Genomic DNA, 20998 nt, shown 5'->3' on the forward strand with positions numbered 1-20998 from the left:
GACCTGGCGGCTGTTTTACGCCCCGACGTCGCTCAGCTCGCTCTCGACCGGAATCCAGAGCTCGAACCGTGCGACGGTGAAATCGTCGTTGTATTCGGTACGCATGATCTCGGGACCAGGTACGGAGCGAAAAGGGTTGGCAGGGAACCATTCCGTGTAGATATCTCGCCACAAATACTGCACAGATTCGATTTCCGACCCGTCGGCGGTGAAGACGGCCCACGTGTGTGCGTCGACCGTCAGCGCATCGAAACCCGTGGGTGAAGGTTTGCCGGTGACCACTCCCAGGTAGTAATCCAGTTCTGTGCCTTCGGTTCTGGGATGCGCCAAATTGTCGACGACACTGACGATTCCCGACGGGTCCTGATCGGAGAGCTCGCGCAACCCTCGCAACGCAACCTTGTCCACGGAGCGGGTGAAATCTTCGATCGCAGAATTGGGACCTTCGTGAACCAATGGAACCCGGGTCTTGAACCCGACTACCGTCAGGGCAGGTTTGTCCACAAGCATGTAGTCCATCGGTGTGGCTCCTTCCAGTGTCACGTGAATGACAAGTTTCTGTTGGGATTTGAGAACGGCGGGAGCGCGTTTGACCGCGCCGGGGCTCACGCCGTGAAATGCGGTGAACGCTCGTGTGAAGGCCTCCGCGGACGAGTAGCCGTACTTCACGGCGGTCTCCAACACTCCTGATCTGCTGACGGACAACTCGGCACCGGCCAGGGTGAGTCGACGTCGACGGATGTATTCGGATACGGGAATGCCGGCCAGGGCCGAGAACATCCTCCGAAAGTGATACTCCGAGGTGGTTGCCAGCCTTGCTATCTCGGCTGTCTCGATCTCGCCGCTCAGATTGCTTTCGATGTAGTCGAGCGCGCGGTTCAGTCCGTCGATCATCGTGTCTTCCTGTTCACGGGTTTCACGCTACGCAGATCACTTGGGCCGTACCCGACTATCCGTGCCCGAAAAAGTAGGGCAGGAAATGCATCTGGACAACTCAGTTAATCATCATTATCTTGAATCGAACATCGATGGTTGACCAGGAGGCACAGTGAGCACCCGATTTCCGCAGGCTGAATTGACCGAGGTGCCCGAGGACATCGCCGCCAAGATTCTCGAGATCCAGGAGAAGTCGGGGTTCGTGCCCAACGTCTTCCTGATGTTCGCTCGGCGCCCAGCCGAGTTCCGGGCATTCTTCGCATACCACGACGCGATCATGCTCAAGGAAGATTCCGCACTCACCAAGGGTGATCGAGAAATGATCGTCACCACGATCTCTGCGGCCAACAAATGTACGTACTGCGTTGTCGCGCACGGCGCAATTCTGCGTATCTACGAGAAGAAGCCGCTGGTTGCCGACCAGGTTGCGGTCAACTATCGCACCGCAGAAATCTCCGATCGTCAGCGCGCGATGCTCGACTTCGCCACCAAGGTGAACTCCGCCTCGCACGAAATCGCCGACGCCGACTTCGACGCCCTTCGTGTGCACGGCTTCGGCGACGAGGACGCGTGGGACATCGCCGCGATCACTGCATTCTTCGGGCTCAGCAATCGCATGGCGAGTTTCTCCGGCATGCTGCCCAATCCGGAGTTCTACCTGATGGGGCGCGTTCCGCGGTCCTGATTCCTGCGGGTAGAGCAGCAGCTCTCAATTTTTCGGACCGACCGGTCGTAACGTCTGGAAGTCAGCCGACGAAGTAAAGGCTGTCCACGCCGGAATTGCCGTCTTCGTAAAGAAGGCCGAAAGGTTGAGCGCTATGTCGGAGAAGTCCATCGCCCATTCTCGGAGGGTCCGCTCTGCGGCCGCCGGTGCCGTACTAGCTCTCGGATTGGCGGTGGGCGGCACGGGAATTGCATCGGCAGAGCCGGAAACCGTGTGTACCCCGAGCGCTGATCCGCTGGTGACCTGCGCCGAGGAAGAGGCAGCTGCCACCACCGACGCCGACGCGGCGACGAGCACCGAGACCACGCCGGAGAAGGTTGAAGCCGGGGTCGCGGGCACGGGAAGTGCCGAAACCGCTGGTACGGACGCTGCAGCACTGGCGGAAGCCGAAGCAAAAGCCAAGGCAGCTGCCGACGCGGCAGCGAAGGCCGCCGAAGCAGCCGCGACGGCAGGGGTCGACTCGTCCGCAGCGACAGACACTTCGGTGAAGGCGACCGAGGCAATGACCCAGGCGAGCGTCGAGGCAACCAAGGCGGCGGTCGAATCGACCAAGGCCAAGGCGGAGGCCGGGGCCGCGGAACAGTCTGCCAAGGAAGCCGAAGAGGCAGCCAAGGTTGCGGAGTCCGCGGCGGCCGATGCGAAAGAGGTAGCAAAAACAGCTCAGGCAGAAGCCGACGCGGCCGCAGCCAAGGCTGCTGAACTCGAGGAGGCTGCGAAGGCCGCCGGTTCGGGGCCCAAGACCGAAGAGGCAGCAAAGGCGCGCGCCGAGGCTAATGCTCTGCAGGCCAAGGCCGATGAGGCGAAGGCTGCCGCGGATGCAAACGCCAAACTGGTAGCGGACAAGAACAAGGAAGCCGAGGAAGCCTTCAAGAACTGGGATTTCGCGAAGGCAGCCGTCGCTAAGGCTCAGGCGTTGGCCGCAGCTTGGAATGCCAAGCAGCTCGCGATCACCGTCAAGGAAACTCAGAAGGTGGCCACCGCCGCCGAAACCACCGCCAAGGCAGCCGAGTCCGCAGCCGCCACCGAGGTAGAAGCTGCCACCGCCGCCCGTAAGGCCGCAGATGAAGCGGCGGCTACCGCAGCTTCCGCACAGAAGGACGCTGCCGCTGCACAGAAGGCCGCGGAGACGGCGCAGGCCGAGGCCGATGCTGCAGGGGAGGCGGCCACCGACAAGCGAGCAATCGCCGACGAAAAGGCTGCCGAAGCCGCCAAGAAGGCCGAAGCTGCCGAAGCAGCGAGTAAGAAGGCGCAGGATCTCTACCTGGCCGCCGAAGACGCGAAGGCGGCGGCCGACGCCGCAGCAGCAAAGGCCAAGGAAGCTCAGGCCGCCGCAGCTGCCGCAAAGGCTGAAGCGGATGCAGCGCAGAAGATCGTCGACGAGCTCAAGGCAAAGGGCGAGAAGGAGATCGACAACGGAACAGGCGTCGGCGGTGAGGTGATCATCGGTGAGCACACCGACGACGGCTCCGGAGTCACGAAGGTCGACGAGACCACCGCTGTAGTGAACAAGACCGGCGTCAAGCTGGTCGGCTACTACAACAACAAGGGAGCCTTCGACGTCGTCGACTACTACGTCACCGACGCCGACGGCGATCCGGCACTCGCTGGAAGCCTGCCCCCGGTCGATCTTGCTCTCGGCGACACCGCAAGCAGCAGCACCAGCGGTAGCAGCAACTCCAACCTGCCGGCTGTATTGATCGGCGTCGGAGTCGTCGGCGCTGCCGCCGCAGCAGCTACGACGGTGGTTGTTCGTCGCAAGCGTCATGACGGCCCGGGCAACACGTCTGCGTAGCGCCGGCCTCTCGGCGGTAGCGATCCTCGCCCTCCTCGCATCCGGATGTTCGGGCGAGAACGCAGGATCGCTACCAGACCGCTCGCCGGTGCAGTCGCATATCGCGGCTGCACCGGCTTCGGTGACCGTCGATCCGGCAGAACCCGAGCGGATCGAGTTGAGGTCTGCGTCCGGGGTTACGTACCTGAGCAGTCCGTTGCACTCGGAGAAGCTGATGCGCGGCGGCGAGAGTGGGCAGCAACTGAATCCTGTCGACGAACTGCCGGTGTGGTGGGGTGAAAGCGGAATGCCGGGAACGTCGACCACACAAACAGTTGTCGTGGTCGGCCACAACTACACCACTCGCGAAGCACCGTTCCGGGCGCTCCGGGTAGTGGAGCCGGGCGATCGAATTCTCCTGGGTACACCGAACGGCACACTCGAGTACGACGTCGAAACAGTCGGGCCGCTGCACAAAGGTTCGCTGCTGGGCGCTCACGAGTTGCGCGAATCGGTTCCGGGACGGCTGATCCTCGCCAATTGTGATGTCGTCGAAGGAGAGTCGACCGACGACAATTACGTTGTCATCGCCCAGCTGGCAGCGCACTGAATCCGTGGCAGTGCAAGAATAGGTACATGGATTCCCTCGGACTTCTCTCGGAACTGGTAGCTCTCGACACGGTCTCGGGGGAGTCCGCTCCTCAACAGCGGGCGATGGATTCGATTGTCTCGTTGGTTCTCTCACGTGCGCCACAGGCGAAGGTGGAGTCAGACCTGACCGGCAATCATCCCTGGGCCTTGATCACCAACGAAGCTGCACCCTCGGCAGCCAGACTCCTGTTCGCCTGCCACGTGGACACGGTGCCGGTGGGCACTGTCTCCGACTGGGAGTTCGATCCGTATGCCGCACAGGTCGACGGCGAATTGTTCCTCGGCAGAGGGACATCGGATATGAAGGCCGGCCTTGTTGCCGCTACTGCCGCGGTTGTCGACGCTTTCGAACGTGGAGTCCCGGTCGCGCTGTTGCTGACGAGCGACGAGGAAATCGGATCGCTCGGGGCTGTTCGTTCGGCCGACGCCGTTGCGAATCTCGAGGTCGGGGCCGTCATCGTTCCCGAGGCGACCGGCAATCGCATCAACCTGGGGCACCGCGGCGCACTGTGGCTCGAAGTGTCCGTCAAAGGAAAAGCCGCGCACGGGAGTACACCGCAGCGAGGAACCAACGCCGTCCTCAAACTGCTTGACGTCGTCGACCGAGCCCGGCGTGAGCTTCCGCTGTCGTCCGACGCGTTTCTGGGTGCCGAAACCTGGAACCTCGGCTTGGTCGGCGGGGGTTCGGCTCCGAACATCGTGCCGGACAGTGCACGTGCGGTGATCGATCACCGCACGGTGGGAGACGGCGCCGACCTGCTCGCGTGGTGGCGAGCCCAACCAGAAGTCGACTCGGTGGAGACGTCGATTCATCTGGGAGGTGTGCGTACTGACGCGTCAGACCCGTGGTTGGCGACCCTGCCTATCCCTGTTGCAACCGAACCGGTTTCGTACTTCACCGACGCTTCGGTACTGGCCGCCGCCGCCCCTGGTGCTCCCGTCGTGATCTGGGGCCCTGGCACTCCCTCGCTGATGCATGCGGCCAACGAAAGCGTCAAGGTTTCCGAACTGGACGATGCGATCGCTGCTTACGGTGCGGTTGCCGCCGCTTGGCCGACGGTGGACTGACGGACAATCAGTTCAGGAGCAAGCGCGATGTGGGCTGTCGACTCGGAAGAGCTGTTCATCGCCTGATCCAGAAGTCGCACAGCTTCTTCCGCGATTCTTTCCTGCGGCTGGCCGACGGTGGTCAACGGCGGGTTGCACAATTCAGAGAACGGGATGTTGTCGAAACCGGTGACTAGAACGTCGCCGGGAACGTCGATGCCCAATGCGTGACAGGTCTGCAACACGCCGAGTGCGATCAAGTCGTCGGCGCAGACCAGGGCGTCGGGGCGAGTTTTGCCGGTCAGGATGATGTTGGATGCCGTGCGCCCCCACTCGATCGAGTACTCGCCGAGTTGTGTCCACTCGTCACGAGTTTCGATGCCCATTCGATCCGCGTGGCGGAAGAAGCCGGCCCGGCGAAGTTCTGTTGACGAATTGGTCAGCTCGGAACTGATGAAGGCGGCTGATTGCGCGCCACGCTCCGACAGATGCTCCATCACCAGGGATTGAGCGGCGTCGTCGTCGACGCCGACCCAGTCCGTCTGGGTATCCATTGCAAACCGGTCCAGTTGAACGACCGGAAGCGTTGCCGCGCTGGCTCGGACGGCCTCGGCACTCAGTTCGCCGTGGCACGGGCTGATGATGATTCCGTCCACTTGCCGGGAGACGAGCGACTTGAGTCGCTGCGCTTCCACGTCGGGATCGGAACGAGAATCGCACAGGAACAGTTGTAGTCCGCGCCGAGCGAGGACGTGTTCGACGTTGACCACCAGCGAAGTGAAGAAGGGGTTCGCGATACTCGGAACCACCATTCCGACAGTGTCCGTCCGATTACGACGCAGCGAGCTGGCGATGATGTTTCCCGAGTATCCGAGAGAATCCGCGGCTCGTTTGATCGTCGCTGCAAGCTCGTCCGAGACAGGGCGGGATCCGGACAGTGCCCGCGACACGGTGGCCGTCGACACCCCGGCCAGTTCCGCGACATCGCGAATGGTCGCCTTGCGCATGCGTCCCCCGTTTTCTGCTCGATTCGGGTCCGAGGTTATCGAACCGCACGGTCCAGTGTCCCGCATGTAACGCGATTGAGGCAATCGTTTACAAATTCGAATTGTGAAATCCTTGACACAACCCGGTGCTGATCGCATAACCTGCTAATTCATCAAGGCAATCGATTACATCGTGTGCAGATCTTGTGCATGGACATACAGCGCAAATCTTGCGCATGGAATGGGGTAGCTGAAGTGACCGCATCACCGCTCGGAGTCTTTCCGCCCAAGCCCTCGGCGCTGGCAGAGATGTTCACCGGCACGCCATCTCTCATCGGGGCCATTCACCTCCCGGCCCTGCCGGGCAGCCCGCACTACACCGGGCAGCCGGTTTCGGAAATTGCTCGCTTCGCCGTCGAGGAAGCACACGCGTATGTCGACAACGGTTTCGACGGTGTGATCGTCGAAAATCACTGGGACATACCGTTCCTCAAGCCCGGCGAACACGGATACGAAACCGCCGCCAGCATGGGAGTCATCACGGCAGCGGTGGTCGGCGAGTTCGGCAAGGCGGTCGGCGTCAGCATCCTGTCCAACGCCGGCGAGTGCGGAGTGGCCGCAGCGTGGGCGGCAGGCGCGAGTTTTGTGCGCGTCAATCAGTGGGCAAATGCCTACATTGCCAATGAGGGATTCATCGAGGGTCAGGCGGCCAAGACGACGCGCTTCCGCCATCGCATCGGCGCCGACCCGGTCCGGATCTTCGCTGACGTGCACGTCAAACACGGTGCGCATGCCATTGTCGCGGACCGCACTGTCGCGGAACAGACCGAAGACGCCGAGTTCTTCGACGCAGATGTTCTGATCGCGACGGGTTCGCGCACCGGTGACGCCGCTTCGGTCGACGAGGTTTCCGTGATCCGAGACAACACCGTTCTTCCGGTGATCATCGGCTCCGGCATCACGGCTGCCAATGTCGCAGCGCTGATGAAGGAATGCGACGGCGCGATAGTTGCATCCTCGGTGAAGGACAATGGACGCTGGTGGGGACGGGTCGCAGGCGAGAAGGTCCGCGAACTGTCCCGGGCCGCAGGAAAGTAACCATGATTGTCTTTTGTGGATACGCCAACAACGATGTGACGGTACATGTCCCACACGTACCGGTACTCGGTGAGCGCGTTCAGGCAACGGCCATCAGTCAGATCGACGGTGGAATGAATGCAAATGCTGCGGTATCCGCGGCCAGAATGGGCGCGCAAGTGATCTTTGCCGGTGCCGTGGGCCCGGACGCGCGGTCCACCGAGTTTCTCGAAGCCCTCGAGGCAGACGGCGTCGACACCAGTTGGTCGCCGCGAGATGCGTTCCTGTCGACGGCAGTTGTTCTCATCGCGCAGGACGGCGATCGCTCCATCATCAGCCAGGACGACCCGAACGATGCCGAACGCATCGGAGTTGTCGTCACCCGATTGGCCGCTGCCGGCGGTGGACGACTGTTCCTCGACGGATACCGTGCGGTCTTCCTCCCGGATGAACTACCGGGAAGCGTAAGTCTGGTAATCGATCTGGACGGTTGTGAAAACAAAGCCGCGGCACTGCGCGCGTTCGCTCTGGCCGACCACGTCGTCGTAGGGCGTGCCCTGTGGGAAGGCGAGTTCGGGATCGGTTTCGACCAGTGGCAGACTCTGGCCGCCGAGCACCACACCCATCTGCTGGTGACCGACGGCTCGCGAGGTTGGACACTGGCCACACCGGACGGCGAGGTGACGAGCGAACCGGCAGTAGCGGTCGACGTCGTCGATGCAGTCGGGGCCGGTGATTGCTTCGGCGGTACGTACATCGCTTTTGTCGACGCCGGGCGATCACCGGTGGACGCCGCACGACTCGCCGGGGCATCGGCTGCATTGGCTTGCGCCACCGCAGGCCCCCGCGGATGCCCCACCCGAGATGAATTGGACAGCTTCACAGCAACATTGACCCCTCACACCCTTTTGGAGACTCGATGATGAAACGTGCATTGCCTCTGGCGCTGGGAGCTGCAGTCGCGCTCACGCTCACCGCTTGTGACTCGGCTTCGTCGAGTGACTCGAAGGACGCATCGGGGGGCTCGTCCATCCCGCAGCCGACCCGGGTCGCCGAAAGCTGTGACGGGACGAACGGCAAGCTCAAGGTCGGTCTGGTGACCATCAACCTCCAGGCGCTGTACTTCAACCAGATCAACAATGCCGCGAAGAACGTCGCGGACAAGGCAGGCGTCGACCTGCAGATCATCAGCGGCAACGACGATTCCGTCGCGCAGGCCAACGCCTTCGACAATCTGATCGCCGCCGGAGTCGACGCGATCATCGTCGATGCAATCGACACGGACGGAATCAAGCCGTCGGTGGTCAAGGCCAAGAACGCGGGCATCCCCGTCGTCGCGGTCGACGCGACCATCGACGATCCGGCACTGTCGACTCAGGTCGGTACGGCCAACGCCGAGGGTGGCGCCAAGATCGGAAACACCTTGGCCGACGTCGCGAACAACACCGGAACGGTCGGTATCGTCGGCGCGCTCAACAGTACTGTCCAGTTGGAGCGGCAGAAGGGCTTCACGGAGACCGTGACCGGCCGCGGAATGACCGTCGGCACCGTCGTGGACGGACGTAACATTCAGGAGAACGCACAGACCGCAGCGGAGAACCTGCTGACCGGCGGTGGCGACATGAAGTACGTCTACGCAACCGGTGAGCCGGCACTGATCGGTCTCGTCGCGGCGGTCAACAGTCAGAAGGCGCAGGATCGCATCGAAGCAGTCGGTTGGGATCTTTCGGATCAGGCGGTAGGCGGACTCAAAGCCGGTTGGCTTAAAGGCGTGGTCCAGCAGAACACCTTCGAATTCGGCCATGAGGCAATGAATTCGGCAATCGACCTGGCTTGCGGACGCGGCGCTCCGGCAAACATCCCGGTTCCCACCCAGATCGTGACCCCGGAGAACGTGGCCGACTACATGTACTACTTGGAGAAGTAATCATGGCACCTCCACTGATCGAACTCTCGGGCATCACCAAGTCGTACGGACCGGTGAAGTCCCTTCAAGGAGTGGACCTTCGGCTGGCGAAGGGTGAAGTACTCGGAGTGGTCGGCGACAACGGCGCCGGTAAGTCCACTCTGATGAAGATTCTCGCCGGTGCGGTTCAGCACGACGGCGGCGAAATGCGCGTCAACGGTGAACCAGTGCGCTTTTCGACGCCTCTCGACGCCCAGCAGAAGAAGATCGGAATCGTCTACCAGGATCTGGCTCTGTGCGACACGCTGGACGTCGCCAGCAATCTGTTCCTCGGCAGAGAACCGCGAAAAGGCCCCTTCCTCGACCGGCATGCCATGCACGAGAAGGCGGCTCACATTCTCGCCGACCTGCATGTCAAGGTGAAGTCGACCTACCAGGAGATCGGGCAACTGTCCGGCGGACAGCGGCAAACCGTCGCGATCGCCCGCGCAGTCTCCTTCCGCCCAGACGTACTGATCCTCGACGAGCCCACCGCAGCGCTTGCCGTCGCCGAGGTCGAGTCGGTGCTCAAGCTGATCACGGACGTCGCAGCGGCCGGCGTGGGCGTCATTCTCGTGACACACCGCCTGCAGGACCTGTTCCGCGTGTGTGACCGAATCACGGTCATGTACGAGGGGCAGAGTGTCGACGACGTTCCGATCGGCGACCTCAACATCGAGTCCCTCGTCGGACTCATCACTCGAACTCCGGTGCCGCAACGGACATCGGCAGCAACACAGGGAGCCACGGCATGACCACTCTCGAGAAGACCCAGGCGCCGATCGAGCGCAAGCTCGCCGCGAAACCCTCCTTGTGGGACAGCGTCAACAAGCCCACCCTCGCGATGCTGGCGGTGACAGTTGCTGTCGCAGCCGTCTTCTCGGCGACCACGTCGTCGTTCCTGACATTCACGAACCTGTCGAACCTGGCAACCCAGATCGCTCCGGTTCTGATCATCGCGGTGGCGATGACTTTCGTGATCACGGCAGGTCAGATCGACCTGTCCGTCGGTGCGATCGTCGCGTTCGTCGCGGCGATGAGTGCCGAGCTTATCCAGGCCGGCGTCGATTCGTCCCTGGTCTTCGTCGCCGCCCCGGTGATGGGTGCGGCCTGGGGCCTGGTCAACGGATGGCTCGCTGCCTATCAGGGTATTCCGCCGTTCATCGTGACTCTGGCGACGATGTCCGTCATTCGCGGTATCGCGCTGTATCGGACCGAAGGATTCTCCGTTCCGGTTCCTGCCGACACTTACTTCGCGAAGCTCGGAACTGCTGAGTTCCTCGGGTTCTCCGCCAGCGCCTGGATTGCTCTCGTCGTCGTGGTCATCGGAGCAATTGCGCTCAACCGCATGCGCTTCGGGCGCTATGTCACCGGTATCGGCTCCAACGTCGAATCCGTGCGACGGTCCGGCGTCAACACGCGTCGTGTGCTCATGATGACGCTCGTCTTCACCGGCTTGGCTGCCGGTATCGCGGGACTGCTGATCGCGGCTCGACTGGGCTCGGGTTCGGCCAACTCCGCAACGGGATTCGAGCTCACCGTGATCACCGCGGTGGTTCTCGGTGGCACCAATCTCTTCGGCGGTCGCGGCACCGTGATCGGTACCGTCATCGGCGCCGTCCTGACCGGAATCATCGCCAACGGATTGACCCTGCTCGGCGTGAGCCCGTTCCTGACGCCGATCATCACCGGTGTCGTTCTGCTACTGGCCATCTGGATCAACATGCGCGGACATACACTGAGCGCGCTGTGGCGACACCTGCAGTCCGCACCGTCGGGGCCTGCACGCTCATGAGCAAGGTTCGTACTGTCACGGGAACCGTGGACAGCTCGGAACTCGGACTGGTTCTCCCACACGAACATCTGCACAACGACGTCACCGGTGCGTACACCGAGGCCCCGGATCCGGTTGTGGCACAGCGGTTGGCCGGTCCGGTACGCGCCGAGGATGCCTGGCTTCTTCACGACAATCCGTATTACAGTCTCGACAATTGTCGAGTCGACGACGGATCGGCCGTGGTGGAAGACCTTGCGGACTTCGCCCGCCTCGGTGGTCGGACGATCGTCGATCTGACACCGCCGGGACTGGGCCGGGCACCGGAGAAGCTGGCGGAGTTCTCGCGAAAGTCAGACGTGCGAGTGATCATGGGTTCAGGGTGGTACCTCGAGACGACCCATCCGGTCGAGGTCCACGAACTCGGTGTCGACGATCTGGCAGGTTCGCTCGTCGAGGAGTTCGATCCGGCAAAGGAATTGGCTCCTGGCGTGATCGGGGAGATCGGAGTCTCCCCGCTCTTCACTCAGAACGAGGCGAAAGCGTTGCGGGCGGCATGCATCGCCCAGCGCGAGGTGGACGTGCCCCTGTTCGTCCACCTTCCGGGCTGGCAGCGCGTGGGACATCACGTCGTCGACATCGTGGTCGACGAGATGGGCGTCGATCCGCAAGCAGTGGTCCTGTGCCACATGGACCCGTCCGGACACGACGCCGACTACCAACGATCGCTCGCCGACCGCGGTGTCTTTCTCGAGTTCGACATGATCGGGATGCCTTTCGATTTCCCCGGCGAGGGTCTTTCTCCGCATCCGGCGGAAACAGCCACTGCGGTAGCCGGATTGGTCACCTCCGGTCACGCATCACAGCTCCTGCTCAGTCACGACCTCTTCCTCAAATCAATGCTCAGAAAGCACGGCGGAAACGGATTCTCCTACGTACCACTCGCCTTCGCCGCCCGATTGGTGCGCGCAGGCGTAGATCCCCAGCAAGTGTCCGCATTGATGCGAGACAACCCGAGGTCGCTCTTCGAGCAGGCCGCGAAAGGAAACAGAAGCAGTCATGGGTAAACGAGTACTGATCGCCGGCGAGAGCTGGATGACGACGTCGACGCACGTCAAGGGCGTCGACGAGTTCAGTGTCCATTCCTACGTCGAGGGAGTCGGCCCGCTTCGGGATGCGCTCACCTCACGTGGCCACGACGTGACACACATGCCCGCACACCTGGTGCCGACGCAGTTCCCCGGTACCGCAGAAGCACTGTCGCAGTTCGACGTCGTCGTTCTCTCCGACATCGGAGCGAACTCGCTGCAGCTGGCTCCCGGTGTGTTCGACCAGTTCCGCGCCGGCGAGGATCGCCTTGTCGCGCTTCGTGACTGGGTGAACGCCGGCGGCTCACTGATGATGATCGGTGGTTACCTCTCGTTCTCCGGGTTCCAGGCGCGAGCAGCTTTCCGCCAGACCGCGATCGCCGAGGTACTGCCCGTGACGATGCTGGCCGAAGACGATCGCGTCGAGACACCGGCTGGGATCGTTCCCACCGTCGTCGATGCTGCTCACCCGGCTCTCGGTGGTGCCGGCGATTCCTGGCCGGCGCTCCTGGGATACAACCGCGTCGTCGCGAAGGACGGTGCCGTGGTTCCCGCCACCATCAACGGCGATCCGCTTGTCGCTGCCGGTGAATACGGCGCCGGACGGTCGATCGTCTTCACCTCGGACTGCTCGCCGCACTGGGCTCCGCCGGAGTTCTGTGAGCAGTGGCCCGGATACACCGACCTGTTCGACGGCTTGATCAGTTGGGTCGCCGGCGAATGAGTCGCTCCTCAGACCTGCTCGCGCGGCAGCAGAGTAATCTCGCTGCCGCGCGGGCGGTTCCATTCATCGAGGACACCATCGGCGGGACGTTGAGTGATGAGGGATTCCGCCGGTACCTCGTGATCGAAGAGGCATTTGTACTGACGGCCGTCAAGGTGTTGGGGTTGGTGGTCGCCGAATCCCCGACGCTCGACGACGCGCTCGACCACGTGACGTCGATGTCGAACCTGGTGGGCGAGCAGCGCGAGTATTTCGCGCACTTGCGTTCCCGCTTCCCGTACGAGGGTGACGCAGCGGCGCTGGTCGAGGAGTCGGCCGTGCTGTCCACGCACGCCTTGGCCCTCGCTCGCGAAGAGGGCAGGGCGGCGGCGCTGGTGGGCATGTACGCCGCGGAAACCCTGTATCTGTCGTGGTGCCGGGAGGCGGCGGCAGTGAAGGTAGATCGCGAACCAGCGTTGCAGGACTGGGTGGACATGCATGTCGCTCCGCCGTTCGTGTCTCAGGTGGCGGTGCTGGCGTGCGAGGTGGACGCCATGCCCGAGTCCGTCACCGACGAGGACCTGGATCGGTGGTTCTCCGGCATGCTGGTCGCAGAGATCGATTTTCACAACGTGGTGGTGTGAACCACTGCTGTGCGCCTTTATTAACCCCCGGCGGTTAATAAAGGCGCATAGCAAAAGGCCCGTAGGTCGCTTTCGCAACCTACGGGCCTCTTCTTTGTAGCGGGGACAGGATTTGAACCTGCGACCTCTGGGTTATGAGCCCAGCGAGCTACCGAGCTGCTCCACCCCGCGTCGGTGTGAAACCAACAGTACACGACTTCTGGAGGCGCAATTACCACCCCCTGTCACCGGCCGGAGTGGGCGCTTTCCGAGTAGTAACCGCGGATGTGGCCGACTATGCGCTGACGTGCGAGTTCGCCGTCACCCGCGTTGACCGCATCCACCAATCCTCGGTGTTCGTCACGCAGTCGCATGCAGGTGCTCGGCCAGCTGTCGATCTGGACGCCCGCGAGAACGTAGGCCTCGATGGACTCGCGCAGGCCGGTCATCATGGCTGCGATCACCTGATTGCCCGCCGCGTCGGCGAGCGCCACGTGGAACTGTGCGTCGAGTAGCAAGAATTCCTCGGCCGAGAGAGCTGTGTCCTCCATCGAGTCGAGCAGTTCGACGGCCGCGCGGAGGTCGGGTGTCGGGGTCCGCGATGCCAGGGACTGCATCACCTCGGATTCGAGAACGAGTCGTGTCTTCACCACATCCGAGACCGGAAAGCCTTGTGCTGCAACCTGCATCCGCATCAGCATGGTCATACCGCCGGTCGGTTTGGCCACGATCATCGCGCCGGACGTCGGGCCGGAGCCAGTCTGCGCCTTGAGGAGGCCGAGTGCTTCCATGACCCGCAACGCTTCTCGGACCGATGACCGTCCGACGCCCAACTCTGCTGCCAGAATTCTCTCTCCCGGCAGGCGCTGGCCAGGAGACACCTCGCCTGAAACGAGCCGACGTTCGAGGTGGCTCAGTACTTGTTCCCACGCTCGCGGGCTCGGCTCGGTCGGCATGAGGCAAGAGCATAACCGGGTGGACGCCGTTTATGGGGGGGCCTGTACGGGGATGTATTACTGTGGTCAGACCACACCGACAGATTGCGGGGAACCACATGCGAGTAGCGCTGTTCGCCACCTGCATCGGGGACACGATGTTTCCCGACGCCGTCAAGGCCACCGCCCTCCTGCTCACCCGTCTCGGGCACGACGTCGTGTTTCCGTCCGGGCAGACCTGCTGCGGGCAGATGCACGTCAATACCGGCTATCAGCCGGGAGCACTGCCGCTGGTCGCGAACTACGCCGATACCTTCGGTGATGCGTCGATCGACGCGGTTGTCGCACCATCGGGGTCGTGCGTCGGCTCGGTCCGTCATCAACACGAGATCGTCGCCGAGCGCTACGGCACCGCGTCGCTGTGTGGGCAGGTGCAGACCGTGAAGGCAAAGACGTACGAGCTTTCCGAATTCCTCGTGGACGTTCTCGGTGTCAACGATGTGGGCGCGTACTTCCCGCACCGGGTCACCTATCACCCGACCTGTCACTCACTGCGCATGTTGAGGGTGGGGGACAAGCCACTTCAGTTGCTGCGCAACGTCCGCGACATCGATCTGGTCGAACTCCCCGAAGCAGATTCCTGCTGTGGATTCGGCGGCACCTTCGCCATCAAGAATGCGGAGACTTCGACGGCCATGCTGGCGGACAAGATTCGCCACGTTGCGGACACCGGCGCCGAATTCTGCAGCGCCGGAGACTCGTCCTGCCTCATGCACATCGGCGGCGGTATGTCACGACTGCAGATGGGCGCCAAGACCATTCACCTCGCGGAGATTCTGGCGTCGGTGGAAAGCCGGGTGCCCGCATGAGCGCTGTGACGCTGGGTCTGCCCAGCTTCCCGCCGAGGTCGCCCGAGGGTGCAGGGTTCCTGCGAGGTACTGAGAAATTCCCCGTCGCAGCACATCACGAGCTGGCCAACGCGCAACTGCGACGCAATATCGGCAAGGCGACGCACACCATCCGTGCCAAGCGCATCAACGTGACTGGAGAGCTTCCCGATTGGGAAGACCTGCGTGATGCGGGTTCGGCGATCAAGGCCGACGTCATGGCGCGGTTGCCGGAACTGCTCGAACAGTTCGAAGCTGCAGTCATCGCGCGCGGTGGGCAGGTGCATTGGGCGGCAGATGCCAACGAGGCCAACGCCATTGTGACCGAACTTGTCAAAGCCACCGGCTCCGACGAGGTCATCAAGGTCAAGTCGATGGCCACGCAGGAGATCGGTCTCAACGAGCATCTCGAAGCCCACGGAATCACCGCCTACGAGACCGATCTCGCGGAATTGATCGTCCAACTCGGCCACGACAAACCGTCGCACATCCTGGTTCCCGCGATCCATCGCAACAGGTCCGAGATTCGGGAGATATTCCTTCGTGAGATGCCAGATGTCGACCCCAACCTCGGGGAGAACCCGGCCGAACTTGCCGCTGCTGCACGAAAGTTTCTGCGCCACAAGTTCATGACGACGCCGGTCGCCGTCTCCGGCGCCAATTTCGGCATCGCGGACACGGGCACTCTGACCGTCGTGGAGTCGGAGGGCAACGGGCGAATGTGCCTGACCCTGCCGAAAACACTGATCACCGTGATGGGCATCGAGAAGATTCTGCCGACGTATCAGGATCTGGAGGTCTTCCTGCAACTGCTGCCGCGGTCCTCGACGGGGGAGCGGATGAACCCGTACACCTCCATGTGGACCGGCGTCACGCCCGACGACGGTCCACAGGAGTTCCACCTGGTCCTCCTCGACAACGGTCGGACTGCCGCGCTTGCCGACAAGATCGGGAGGGAAGCCCTGAGCTGCATACGGTGCTCGGCGTGTCTGAACGTGTGCCCGGTCTACGAGCGCACCGGCGGTCACGCCTACGGATCGACCTATCCGGGACCGATCGGCGCGGTGCTGACTCCGCAGCTCGCGGGCATGCATGGCAAAGACGATCCCAACTCGACGCTTCCCTTTGCCTCGAGTCTGTGCGGTGCGTGCTTCGACGCCTGCCCGGTCAAGATCGACATACCCTCGCTGCTCGTCGAATTGCGGCACCAGAAGGTCGAGCAATCCGGTGTCACGGCAGAGTCTTTGGCGATGAAAGCCGCCTCTCTGGCGATGTCGACCGAGGGCCGGTGGACGTTGGCTCAGAAAGCTGCCGGGCTCGGACGCGTCGTGGCCGGCAGGAAAGGGAAGATCTCTACGTTGCCACCTCCATTGAACGGTTGGACAGCTGCCAGAGACATTCCCGCACCGCCCAAGCAGACCTTCCGATCCTGGTGGGACTCCGACGAAGGCCGCGCGGCATTGGACGAGGCTCGTCGTGACGGGAAGGCAGACAGATGAATTCACGTGACGTGGTGCTCGGACGCATTCGTGATGCCATCACCTTGGCGCCCGCCCGCGAAGGCGAGATACCGCGAAACTACCGGACTGGCAGAACCATGTCCGACGAGGAACTCATCGATTTGTTCGTCGACCGTCTGGTGGACTACAAGGCGCACGTTCACCATTGCGCTGCAACAGAAATCGCCGAGGCCGTCGCCGGAATACTGAGAGAGCACGGACTACACACTCTGGGGATCCCCGCCGGCCTCGACCGATCATGGGTAGCCGGATTCGACGGAACGCTGGTGGTGGACAGCCCGGACGTACCGGCTCCTGAACTCGAGAACCTCGACGCCGTTGTCACCGGCTCGAAGGTATCGTGCGCCGAAACCGGCACCATCTTCCTCGACGCCGGTCCATCGCAGGGACGCCGTGCGTTGACACTGGTACCGGACACACACATCTGCGTCGTGTATCGCAGCAGTGTGGAAGTGGGAGTGCCGGAGGCGATTGCGAAGCTGACCCCGGAGCGCCCCACCACCATGATCAGCGGCCCGTCGGCGACCTCCGACATCGAACTCGAGCGCGTCGAAGGTGTCCATGGTCCGAGGAATCTTCACGTCGTCATCGTCGACGGTTGATTCCCGTCGAGCGGGAACTCACAGGCAGGCGGCCTCATCAGCGTCTAACGTCCCGGCCATGACACAACTGTTGGCAGGCAAGGTCGTTTTCATCACCGGTGCAGCGCGGGGTCAGGGACGCAATCACGCGATTCGACTCGCGCAGGAAGGTGCAGACGTCATCGCTGTCGACGTGTGCGCGTCGGTGTCCGAAGACGTGGGTTACGCGGCCGCGACTGAAGCCGACCTCGAAGAAACGGCTCGTCTCGTGCGAGCGGAGGGGCGCGAGATCGTCACCGCTGTAGCGGACGTCCGTGACCTCGAGGCGCTGCGGGCGGCGGTGGCGTCGGGCGTCGACAAGTTCGGTCGCCTCGACGTCGTGATTGCCAATGCGGGCATCGCTACGTGGAACCGTTTCTGGGAGATGCCTGAAGAACAGTGGTCGACGCTGGTGGACATCAATCTCAATGGTGTCTGGCGCACGATGACAGCTGCGGTTCCTGCAATGATCGAAGCCGGCAACGGTGGTTCCATCGTGATTGTGAGCAGTGCTGCCGGCGTCGCCGAAGCGCCCGGCTGCGCGCACTACTCGGCGGCCAAGCACGGCCTCGTGGGTTTGGCTCGCACTGCTGCAACAGAATTGGGAAGCTTCGACATTCGAGTCAACACCATCCACCCTGGCGCGGTGGAGACCGAGATGGGCAACGATCCCAACGTCGGTAAGGTACTCACTACTCATCCGGAGTACATGAACTCGTACAAGTGGCCGCTCACGTCCGTCCCGCGCACCACCGTCGAGGACATCTCCAACGCCGTCGTCTACCTCGCGACGGACCTCTCCCGCGCGGTCACCGGGACGAAGATCGTCATCGACATGGGTCAGACGATGGCGTAGTTGCGCTCAGAGGAGATTGAACTGCGCGACCTCGATGGTGTTCTCGACTGCCTCCGATAGTGTGCGAATACGTTCGTCGGCGCCTGGCGCGGTCAAAATCGCCAGGCGATCGGCGTCACCCATCGGAATGCTCCTGGCGAGGGCATACAGCCGAGAACCCAGCGGATCCAAGGGATCCGGTGGGACGGGCATTCGCGGAGTCTGTTCGCCGGCCCGAAGTGCGAGCTTTCCCAACATTCCGTACATGAACTCGATGCGCTCGAGGAGCGAGTCGTATTCGTAAGCAGTGACTGGTGTTCCGTTGTTCTCGTCAGGCCACAATTCGACCTCGGCAAGTGGGTAGGGATCGTCCGGCAGCCATCGATTGACCCGGATGCGGTCTTCGGTCCGGCAATACAACTGATACCGCCCGGCACCCATGGCGACATGAGACTCGATCCGAGCCAGAGTGCCGACGTCGTGACGTGATTCGCCGCCACCGACCTCGTGGCCACGAGCGATGAGCACTACTCCGAACAGTGGGCCGTCGGCAGCTTCGAGAACGTTCTCGACCAGTGCGCGATACCGAGGTTCGAAGATGTTCAGGGGCAACACCTCACCCGGTAGCAAAGCGGAGCCGAGCGGAAACATGGGGAAGATGGGCATCAGGGGATTCTCAACCTCGGAATCGGAGGGGCGGGGAAATCGCGGGGGCGATCGATTTCGGCGAGCAGGTGCTCGGACCACGTCAGTAGACCGGGGATATCGAGGCCGTGCGGACTCTCGACCTCGTAGTGCCTGATGCGGTCGTGACCCTGGCCGAGGAGTGAGACGGCGCCGGTGTTGTTGCCCCGAAGCAGATGGGTGAGCCCGACGGCCAACTGAGCCAGTCCCTGCCACAGGTCACGTTCCTCGGGCGGCGCGCTTTTCCACGTTCCTTCGAGAATCTCGTGTGCGTGGAAAGGCATGCCGTGGTCGAGGAGGCGCTGCGCCTCGGTGATCGACTCGTCTGGTGGCAGGCGTACATCGTCCGGAATGCGCGGGACACCGCCCGCTGCGTCGCGTGGCAGTGGACGTCCGAGTCCGTCACGGGGCCGCGAATTGAGGGGTTTCCCAGCGGCGTCCCGGTCGCGTTCGGTCATACACTCAGCCTAACGGCAGCGCCTCGGACGAACCCGCCAAAAGTTTTTTCGAGTCGCCTGTCGATTCCGGGGAGAACCGTTCGTCGTCATGTTGTAAGGCAGGAAAGCCGCAAGAAAAACAACAGACCAAGGAGTCAGTCATGAAGTACATGTTGCTCATCTACACCGCACCCGGCGGAGACACCGAACCCCAGTGCACGTTCGAGGACTGGCAGCAATACGACAAGGAAATGAAGGATGCCGGGATCTGGGTGTCCGGCGATGCCCTCGCCGATCTGACGACTACGACGACGGTTCGGGTCTCGCAGTCCGGAGAAAAGACCGTCACTGACGGACCCTTCGCTGAAACCCGTGAGATCCTCGGCGGCTACGACGTCATCGACGTCCCTGATCTGGATGCGGCGCTGGCCTGGGCCGCGCGGTGCCCCGGCGCGCGCGACGGCGGCAGCGTCGAGGTGCGTCCACTGGCCGGGTTCGGGGACTGATTCGCCGTGGACGAGCAGGCCGAGAACTCCATCGAGTCAGTGTTCCGGGAGGAACGCGGACGACTCTTGGCCTCGCTCGTCCGCCGCTTCGGTGATCTGGATCTGGCCGAGGAAGTCACCTCCGAAGCCGTCGAGGCCGCGTTGGTGCACTGGCCCGTGGACGGAGTGCCGGCTAAACCCGGCGCCTGGCTGCTGACCACGGCGCGTCGTAAAGCCGTCGACAGGCTTCGTCGTGATCAGGCCTATGCGGCGCGATTGGCGGTGATGCAGGTGGACGCCGATCGTGCCGACCCGGCGCCGCCCACGGTCGACGGAGAACTTCCCGACGAGCGGTTGCAGCTGTTCTTCACCTGCTCGCACCCAGCGCTGGCCGAGGACGACCGAATCGCACTCACCTTGCGTTGCCTCGGCGGGTTGACGACGCCCGAAGTCGCTCGGGCCTTCCTCGTTCCTTCGGCGACGATGGCGCAGCGGATCGTGCGCGCGAAGAAGAAAATCCGTCAGGCTCGGATTCCCTTCCGCACTCCCAGCGCCGAAGAACTCCCGGAACGTTTGCCCGGTGTTCTGCAGGTGATCTACTCGGTGTTCACCGAGGGGTACGCAGCGAGTTCGGGTCCGGATCTGCAACGCGTCGACCTGGCGGTGGAGGCGATCAGGCTGGCGAGGATCTTGCGCGCATTGCTTCCCGATGAGCGCGAGATCGCCGGGTTGCTTGCATTGATGCTTCTCGTCCACGCGCGTCGGGATGCCCGTACCGACGCCGCCGGCGGGATCGTCCTCCTCGAAGATCAGGATCGCGGGTGCTGGGACCAGCCGATGATCGAGGAAGGCAGCGACCTCGTCGTAGTCGCGTTGACCGGGGGAGCGCCGGGGCCGTACGGGGTGCAGGCCGCTATCGCCGCATTGCACGACGAGGCCGCCGATGTGGAGAGCACCGACTGGCCACAGATCTGCGCTCTCTACGGAGTGCTCCTCACGCTGACTCCGTCGCCGGTCGTGGCCGTCAATCGGGCAGTAGCGTTGGCGATGCGCGACGGCGAGGAAGTCGGGCTGACTGCGCTGGAGGAACTGGCAGCGGAGCCCAAACTTGCCGACTACCATCCGTATCACCTTGCACGAGCCGAACTACTTGCTCGGTTGGGGCGCACCGACGCAGCGGCATCCGCGTACCGACAAGCTCTGAAACTCGTTGGTACGGAACCGGAGCGGGCCTACCTGGAGCGTCGGTTGGGTGAGATCTCCGACTGAT

Annotated in this window: 23 protein-coding genes and 1 tRNA gene; 18 read left to right on the forward strand and 6 right to left on the reverse strand. The window is 62.9% G+C overall.

The window, feature by feature from the left end:
* Positions 1-15: 15 nt before the first annotated feature.
* Entirely contained in the window at positions 16-894 is an 879-nt protein-coding gene (locus YH3_RS15395) for an AraC family transcriptional regulator (protein WP_064443675.1), read from the reverse strand.
* Between the two features lie 154 nt (positions 895-1048).
* Between YH3_RS15395 and YH3_RS15400 the strand changes: the two genes are divergently transcribed.
* From YH3_RS15400 to YH3_RS15415, 4 genes are all read left to right on the forward strand, one after another.
* Positions 1049-1621 carry a peroxidase-related enzyme gene (locus YH3_RS15400; RefSeq protein WP_003940498.1) on the forward strand — a complete coding sequence of 191 codons (573 nt, stop codon included), beginning with the start codon at positions 1049-1051 and terminating at the stop codon, positions 1619-1621.
* A 133-nt stretch (positions 1622-1754) separates the two neighbouring features.
* Complete coding sequence (locus YH3_RS15405) at positions 1755-3452, forward strand: hypothetical protein (RefSeq protein WP_064443676.1); 1698 nt, start codon at positions 1755-1757, stop codon at positions 3450-3452.
* Complete coding sequence (locus tag YH3_RS15410; protein ID WP_003940455.1) at positions 3424-4041, forward strand: sortase domain-bontaining protein; 618 nt, start codon at positions 3424-3426, stop codon at positions 4039-4041. The genes YH3_RS15405 and YH3_RS15410 overlap by 29 nt, the downstream gene beginning before the upstream one ends.
* A 26-nt stretch (positions 4042-4067) precedes the next feature.
* Complete coding sequence (locus tag YH3_RS15415) at positions 4068-5150, forward strand: M20/M25/M40 family metallo-hydrolase (RefSeq protein ID WP_030536559.1); 1083 nt, start codon at positions 4068-4070, stop codon at positions 5148-5150.
* Here YH3_RS15415 and YH3_RS15420 read toward each other — a convergent pair.
* Positions 5111-6136 carry a LacI family DNA-binding transcriptional regulator gene (locus YH3_RS15420; protein WP_064443677.1) on the reverse strand — a complete coding sequence of 342 codons (1026 nt, stop codon included), beginning with the start codon at positions 6134-6136 and terminating at the stop codon, positions 5111-5113. The genes YH3_RS15415 and YH3_RS15420 overlap by 40 nt on opposite strands.
* A gap of 234 nt (positions 6137-6370) precedes the next feature.
* Here YH3_RS15420 and YH3_RS15425 point away from each other — a divergent pair, with 234 nt between their 5' ends.
* From YH3_RS15425 to YH3_RS15460, 8 genes are read left to right on the forward strand one after another with little or no spacing between them, the layout of a single operon-like run.
* On the forward strand, positions 6371-7213 hold the full coding sequence (locus YH3_RS15425) for a BtpA/SgcQ family protein (RefSeq protein ID WP_003940276.1): 843 nt from the start codon (positions 6371-6373) through the stop codon (positions 7211-7213).
* Positions 7214-7215: 2 nt separating this feature from the next.
* Positions 7216-8115 carry a PfkB family carbohydrate kinase gene (locus YH3_RS15430; protein WP_050654580.1) on the forward strand — a complete coding sequence of 300 codons (900 nt, stop codon included), beginning with the start codon at positions 7216-7218 and terminating at the stop codon, positions 8113-8115.
* Positions 8112-9119: a substrate-binding domain-containing protein gene (locus YH3_RS15435; protein ID WP_019745494.1), complete on the forward strand. Its 1008-nt coding sequence runs from the start codon at positions 8112-8114 to the stop codon at positions 9117-9119. Before YH3_RS15430 ends, YH3_RS15435 begins: the two co-directional genes overlap by 4 nt.
* A gap of 2 nt (positions 9120-9121) precedes the next feature.
* A complete protein-coding gene (locus YH3_RS15440) occupies positions 9122-9892 on the forward strand; it encodes an ATP-binding cassette domain-containing protein (RefSeq protein ID WP_003939830.1) in 771 nt (256 codons plus the stop codon).
* Positions 9889-10932 carry an ABC transporter permease gene (locus YH3_RS15445; RefSeq protein WP_003939698.1) on the forward strand — a complete coding sequence of 348 codons (1044 nt, stop codon included), beginning with the start codon at positions 9889-9891 and terminating at the stop codon, positions 10930-10932. The genes YH3_RS15440 and YH3_RS15445 overlap by 4 nt, the downstream gene beginning before the upstream one ends.
* A complete protein-coding gene (locus tag YH3_RS15450) occupies positions 10887-11978 on the forward strand; it encodes a phosphotriesterase (protein WP_228232250.1) in 1092 nt (363 codons plus the stop codon). The genes YH3_RS15445 and YH3_RS15450 overlap by 46 nt, the downstream gene beginning before the upstream one ends.
* The gene (locus YH3_RS15455) at positions 11971-12723 is read left to right on the forward strand and encodes a glutamine amidotransferase (protein WP_003939869.1); all 753 of its coding nucleotides are present in this window, start codon (positions 11971-11973) and stop codon (positions 12721-12723) included. The genes YH3_RS15450 and YH3_RS15455 overlap by 8 nt, the downstream gene beginning before the upstream one ends.
* Positions 12720-13346 carry a TenA family protein gene (locus tag YH3_RS15460; protein WP_050654581.1) on the forward strand — a complete coding sequence of 209 codons (627 nt, stop codon included), beginning with the start codon at positions 12720-12722 and terminating at the stop codon, positions 13344-13346. Before YH3_RS15455 ends, YH3_RS15460 begins: the two co-directional genes overlap by 4 nt.
* A gap of 97 nt (positions 13347-13443) precedes the next feature.
* Here YH3_RS15460 and YH3_RS15465 read toward each other — a convergent pair.
* Together YH3_RS15465 and YH3_RS15470 are read right to left on the reverse strand one after the other, a co-directional pair.
* Positions 13444-13517 (reverse strand) — tRNA-Met (locus YH3_RS15465).
* Positions 13518-13570: 53 nt separating this feature from the next.
* Positions 13571-14281, reverse strand: a complete 711-nt coding sequence (locus YH3_RS15470) for a FadR/GntR family transcriptional regulator (protein ID WP_064443678.1) — start codon at positions 14279-14281, stop codon at positions 13571-13573.
* 98 nt (positions 14282-14379) lie between these two features.
* Between YH3_RS15470 and YH3_RS15475 the strand changes: the two genes are divergently transcribed.
* Genes YH3_RS15475 through YH3_RS15490 form a run of 4 tightly spaced genes read left to right on the forward strand, consistent with a single transcriptional unit; the run spans position 14380 to position 18143 of the window.
* Entirely contained in the window at positions 14380-15129 is a 750-nt protein-coding gene (locus YH3_RS15475; RefSeq protein WP_064443679.1) for a (Fe-S)-binding protein, read from the forward strand.
* Entirely contained in the window at positions 15126-16646 is a 1521-nt protein-coding gene (locus YH3_RS15480) for a LutB/LldF family L-lactate oxidation iron-sulfur protein (RefSeq protein ID WP_003940584.1), read from the forward strand. The genes YH3_RS15475 and YH3_RS15480 overlap by 4 nt, the downstream gene beginning before the upstream one ends.
* Complete coding sequence (locus tag YH3_RS15485) at positions 16643-17269, forward strand: LUD domain-containing protein (RefSeq protein ID WP_058037934.1); 627 nt, start codon at positions 16643-16645, stop codon at positions 17267-17269. The genes YH3_RS15480 and YH3_RS15485 overlap by 4 nt, the downstream gene beginning before the upstream one ends.
* Before the next feature lie 58 nt (positions 17270-17327).
* On the forward strand, positions 17328-18143 hold the full coding sequence (locus YH3_RS15490) for a mycofactocin-coupled SDR family oxidoreductase (RefSeq protein WP_007730029.1): 816 nt from the start codon (positions 17328-17330) through the stop codon (positions 18141-18143).
* A 6-nt stretch (positions 18144-18149) separates the two neighbouring features.
* Here the strand turns inward: YH3_RS15490 and YH3_RS15495 are convergent, their stop codons facing one another.
* Positions 18150-18788, reverse strand: coding sequence for an LON peptidase substrate-binding domain-containing protein (locus tag YH3_RS15495; RefSeq protein WP_003940076.1), 639 nt, complete (start codon positions 18786-18788; stop codon positions 18150-18152).
* Positions 18788-19264: a DUF309 domain-containing protein gene (locus YH3_RS15500; protein WP_064443680.1), complete on the reverse strand. Its 477-nt coding sequence runs from the start codon at positions 19262-19264 to the stop codon at positions 18788-18790. The genes YH3_RS15495 and YH3_RS15500 overlap by 1 nt, the downstream gene beginning before the upstream one ends.
* Positions 19265-19404: 140 nt before the next feature.
* Between YH3_RS15500 and YH3_RS15505 the strand changes: the two genes are divergently transcribed.
* Complete coding sequence (locus YH3_RS15505; RefSeq protein ID WP_007730031.1) at positions 19405-19749, forward strand: YciI family protein; 345 nt, start codon at positions 19405-19407, stop codon at positions 19747-19749.
* 6 nt (positions 19750-19755) lie between these two features.
* On the forward strand, positions 19756-20997 hold the full coding sequence (locus YH3_RS15510; protein ID WP_003940594.1) for an RNA polymerase sigma factor: 1242 nt from the start codon (positions 19756-19758) through the stop codon (positions 20995-20997).
* The last annotated feature ends 1 nt before the right edge of the window (position 20998 follow it).

It is taken from the genome of Rhodococcus sp. YH3-3, from assembly GCF_001653035.1.
In the GTDB taxonomy this organism is placed as follows: domain Bacteria; phylum Actinomycetota; class Actinomycetes; order Mycobacteriales; family Mycobacteriaceae; genus Rhodococcus_F; species Rhodococcus_F qingshengii.